This is a genomic window from Candidatus Omnitrophota bacterium (assembly GCA_030695905.1).
Classification (GTDB): domain Bacteria; phylum Omnitrophota; class Gorgyraeia; order 2-01-FULL-45-10; family 2-01-FULL-45-10; genus CAZHPY01.
In genome coordinates this window covers 1-4,662 of record JAUYOL010000025.1, presented here as the reverse complement: position 1 = coordinate 4,662, position 4,662 = coordinate 1, and the positions used below count along the sequence as shown (strand labels likewise).

The window sequence follows — 4,662 nt, the reverse complement described above, 5'->3', positions numbered from 1 at the left end:
TAAGAGCATTTTAAATCCCGCCTTCACCGCCTTTTCTAATAATTCAGGATATTCTGCCAGATCGATCCTGGTCTGCGCCACAAAACGCTTCTTTATCTTTCGGGCTATTATAAGATCACATATCTCTTCAGACCTCTTGGGAATAATAGGGGACGGTCCATAAAGTGCCACCCTACCCGAATAAACTTTTATAGCACTCTTGCAGCTTCTTTGCCTCTGTCGTATAAAAAAACCCCTATAAACTCCTCCATAAACCCTGAACCAGAACTCGCTTCGCTCGTTCGGTTCAGGGCACGAGTTCTGTTATCGTTAACTTTGGAAATTTCAGGCAACTATAAATATTTGACAAAAAGGCTTGACAAATGTACCAAAAATGGTACACTTGTAATAGATGAATAGAGAATATCCTTTAGAAGTTAGGTTTTTCAGAACAGAAACCGGAAATGAGCCCGTAAGGGAGTGGCTAAGGTCATTGCCTAAAGAAGATAAAAAAGCGATAGGCGAGGATATTAATACAGTTCAATACGGTTGGCCGGTAGGAATGCCATTAGCGAAAAAACTGTGTAATGGAATATGGGAGATAAGAACTCGGTTGGAGCATAGAATTTCAAGAGTTTTATTTACTTTATCTGAAAATTATATAATTCTTTTGCACGGATTTATCAAAAAGACTGAAAAGACTCCAAAGGATGATTTAGATTTAGCTATAAAACGAATGAAACAATTAAACAGGGGGTGACATATGAAACGAGCAAACAAGCATATAGGTTCCAATTTTGATGATTTTCTTCAGGAAGAGGGTATTTTGGAAGAGACTCAAGCCGCTGCGGCAAAAAAAGTCATTGCATTCCAAATATGGAAGCTTATGAAAAAAAATAATATTTCCAAGTCAAGAATGACAATGAGGATGCATATAAAAAGCCGTACGCAATTAAACAGACTCCTTGATCCAACCAACAAGTCTGTTACTCTTTTGACATTAGAGAAAGCCGCTAACGCGCTTGGTAAGCACTTACAAGTTCAGCTTGTGTAAGATTAAAGATTGCTATATCGAGCCACAAATTTTGTCGCCTACATCTAATTCTATGAGAGCAGTTCTATAATCGTCAACCAAGGGGAGCCATATCGTAAAATGCCCATCGTTTATCGGCGGGCATTTTGCTTGTAGAGGGCTATTGTTTGGGTTATAATTACACTATGGCAAAACAAAACGTCTATATAATTGCAGGGCCTAACGGGTCTGGTAAGACAACATTTGCAAGGTCATTTTTGCCCAATTATGTTAATTGTCCAAATTTTGTTAACGCTGACCTCATCGCATTAGGCCTGGCGCCTTTTGAGCCTCGTGCCGCCGCAATCAAAGCCGGGAAACTTGTTTTACAGCAAATTCATGAATATACGGGAAAAGGTGTTGATTTTGCTTTCGAAACAACATTATCGGGTAAATCATACGCTACCTTGCTTAATGAATTGAAGAAAAAAGATTACGGGTTACATCTTTTCTTTTTATGGGTTCCCAGTCCAGAATTGGCTATAGCCCGCATAAAGGATAGGGTTGCGGAAGGTGGGCATAATGTTCCTGCGGGAGATGTTCGGCGTCGCTTTACTCGTGGCGTACATAATTTTTTCAGTTTGTACGAGCCATTAGTTGATTCGTGGATGTTATTTGATAATTCCAGAGCAAAACCTGTTTTAATTGCAAAGAGGAAAAATGGCCATATTGAAGCAACCAATGAAGACTTATTCAAGATAATTCAGAAAGGTGCGAAGTAACATATGAAAAAAAGAATGTCTTTACAGGATAAAGCAGAAGCGGCATTGAAAAAAGCAGTACGGCAGGTTGTTGAACGACATAAGAAAACAGGTCGTTCTCTTGCTGTGTGGCAGAATGGTAAAACCGTTCGTGTCTCGCCAAATACCGTTAGATGAAAGTGCATTCAAATAATCATTCTCTCTAAATTAGCACTTATTTCTTTCGCCTCTCCCGTATAGCAAAATTCTATAAACTCTTCCCTAAAAATACTAATAACAACAAAACTTAGTGCACAGATGAAGTGACCGGAATAATCGCTTGCAGAGGATTTTTATTTAAGATATAATGAACACATGCCGAATAAAATTAATAAGAAATTAATTTTTAGTATAGGTGTCATCAGTCTATTTTTATTTTTCTTCCCACTCCTTACCCTTGCTCAGGATCAGCCCGAATTTTCTCCTGCGAAAGTAAAAGATATATCCGACCGGAAATATGAACCTGCAGTAATAGAACTCCTGGATAATGCTAAAGAATCGATAGTCGTTTCCATGTATATAATCCAGGCCGGCGCAAACGGCCCGGTGAGATTGCTAATCAAAGATCTGGAAGAGGCGCTTGCGCGCGGTGTTTCGGTGGATATATATCTGAATACGCGGTTTCAGGATAGACGCGCTCTTAGCGTAGAAAAAGACGAGGTTTTTAATACTATCAGGGAGAAAGGCGGCAGGATATTCGGCGTTACTCCTTCCACCCGCATGCACGATAAGCTTATTATAGTAGATAGCCGGTATGTAGTGATAGGGAGCACAAATTGGAGCGTGGCCGCCCTGAAAGATAACTATGAATCAGCGACGTTGATAGATTCACCGGAACATGCCAAGGACATGCTTGTCCGCATCAGGCAACGTACGCTAAAGGGTGATGAGCCGAATAAGCCGGAAAAGGAGCGCAAGGTAAAAAGATCCGTAATTTTGAATGAGGATAGCATTATTGCTTTTGACTGTGATTTGTTGACCGATAAAACGCTGTTCCCGCGCATGGTGTCGGACAGCGATGCGCGAGCCATGGATACCTATCTCTTGCTTAAAGCATATGCTTACGAACAAGAGGCGAATGAATATTTTCTTTCTCTTGAGCAATTGGCCGTTGACCTGGGCATGCCGGCCGATTGGAGCGATACGGCCCTCAGGCGACAGGCCATAAAAGTATTAACGAAACTTCAGGATAGATATAAGTTGATAGGTGTAGATTTTAAGCATGGAAAAGACGCCTGGATAACATTCAGGGATCTTTCCGCTGATGTATTCGAGTTTAAAGGCAAGTTTTTGAATCCGGAATACCTGTCGAGGCTCAGTCAGCCGGCTAAATTCATTCTTCTCATAAAGGCGTTGCTTACTAAAGAAGGAACAAAGCTTGATTCATTCACGCAGAAAGAGCTGGGCAAGAGATTCAATATCGACCGAAATACATTAGGAAAGGGCATTAAGGAAATATCGGCTATCAATGCGCAATGAGGGTGCAGTCTAAAATAATAGGGAGGTCCGATGAAAAAATACTTTTTATTTTTAATGGTTAGCATTATTGCGTTAGGTCTTACCGGCTGCGGCCTAAAAACGGTTGACGACGGCCAGACCGGAGTGAAAGCCGATTTTGGTAAATTTTCCGAGGAGCCTTTACGGACAGGCTGGCACTGGTACATACCCGGTGTAAGTTGGATAGAGGTCTGGAATGTGAAGACGCGCGAACTGAAAGAGACCGCTAATGTGCCGTCTTCCGAAGGGCTTATATCAACACTTGACGTCTCGCTTCTTTATAATGTTCCTATAGATAAGGCAGTTTTCGTAAGAAAGACCATAGGCAGCGATTTTGAACAGACGATAGTTGAACCTTATTTCAGAGAAGCCATTCGTAATGTCGCCAGCGGATATGAGGTTAAATCACTATATAGTGAAGAAGGACGAAGCAAGATAGGCCAACAGATATTGGAATTCTTAAAAATGAAATTGGAGCCGAGAGGCATAGTCGTCCAGGATGTACTATTAAGGGATGTCAGATTGCCTGCGGCGTTTTCAGACAGTATTCAGCAAAAATTGAGAACAGAGCAGGAATCCTTACAGAAACAGTTTGAACTAACTAAGGCACAGAAAGATGCGGAGATAGTTGTAGCAAAGGCAAAAGGTATTGCGGAAAGTAATAAGATAATCTCCGGAAGTCTAAGCGATATTTATCTGCGATATTTATGGATAGAAGGCTTGCAGGCAAGCGAAAAACAGATTGTATACGTGCCTACAGAAGCCAACCTTCCAATAATGGAAGCCGGCAGACTTAGAGATAAAAAATAATTAAACACTCAAAGGTATTTTAGTGCCATCCTACCCGAATAAACTTTTATAGTATCCATGCAGTTTCTCCGCCTCGCTCGTATACAAAAACCCTATAAACTTCTCCATAAAAGTTCTGTTATCATCAACCAAGGGGGAGTCAATTTAGACGAGAAAGCCTATCTATTGGACGGGTGGGCTTTTTCAATTACTTGTTATGCCCAAGTATGTGCGTTATAGACTTGATCAGCCGCTTTTCCTTTAGCTCTTTTCCTATAATACTCTTCAGCAATAAAGGCGCGACACCCGCAAACGATATTAGCTCGCGGAAGGTAAAAAATCTTACCCTCAGGATCTTCGCTGCGATATTCAGGACTCTGAACGGTGTATAGAAAGAAAACCTCAATTTTCTGTGTATCTTTTTCAAATACGAGTGGCTGTATTTGTCGGAATAAACTTCTCCTCTGGCGGTAATGTGATAGCCTGGCGTATTCTTTACGATCTCTTTAAGCGGAGAATATTTATCTACTCTCAACTTGCTGAACGCAATGGAATCCAGGCCTATCTCTTTGGCGAATTTTGATA

General features: G+C 41.0%; 7 protein-coding genes. 6 read left to right on the top strand and 1 reads right to left on the bottom strand.

The genetic code is table 11. From position 1 onward, the window contains the following. Positions 1-391 precede the first annotated feature (391 nt). The 6 genes from Q8R38_03855 to Q8R38_03830 all read left to right on the top strand — a co-directional run bounded on the left by Q8R38_03855 (position 392) and on the right by Q8R38_03830 (position 4,098). The gene (locus Q8R38_03855; GenBank protein ID MDP3791162.1) at positions 392-739 is read left to right on the top strand and encodes a type II toxin-antitoxin system RelE/ParE family toxin; all 348 of its coding nucleotides are present in this window, start codon (positions 392-394) and stop codon (positions 737-739) included. 3 nt (positions 740-742) lie between these two features. Further along, entirely contained in the window at positions 743-1,033 is a 291-nt protein-coding gene (locus Q8R38_03850; protein MDP3791161.1) for a helix-turn-helix transcriptional regulator, read from the top strand. Positions 1,034-1,197: 164 nt separating this feature from the next. Further along, entirely contained in the window at positions 1,198-1,773 is a 576-nt protein-coding gene (locus Q8R38_03845; GenBank protein MDP3791160.1) for a zeta toxin family protein, read from the top strand. Between the two features lie 3 nt (positions 1,774-1,776). After that, positions 1,777-1,929, top strand: a complete 153-nt coding sequence (locus Q8R38_03840; GenBank protein MDP3791159.1) for a hypothetical protein — start codon at positions 1,777-1,779, stop codon at positions 1,927-1,929. A 177-nt stretch (positions 1,930-2,106) separates the two neighbouring features. After that, entirely contained in the window at positions 2,107-3,270 is a 1,164-nt protein-coding gene (locus tag Q8R38_03835; protein MDP3791158.1) for a phospholipase D-like domain-containing protein, read from the top strand. Positions 3,271-3,300: 30 nt separating this feature from the next. Further along, on the top strand, positions 3,301-4,098 hold the full coding sequence (locus Q8R38_03830) for a prohibitin family protein (protein MDP3791157.1): 798 nt from the start codon (positions 3,301-3,303) through the stop codon (positions 4,096-4,098). Between the two features lie 187 nt (positions 4,099-4,285). Here Q8R38_03830 and Q8R38_03825 read toward each other — a convergent pair. Beyond that, positions 4,286-4,662 (bottom strand): hypothetical protein (locus Q8R38_03825; GenBank protein ID MDP3791156.1); only part of this gene is annotated, 377 nt, incomplete at its 5' end.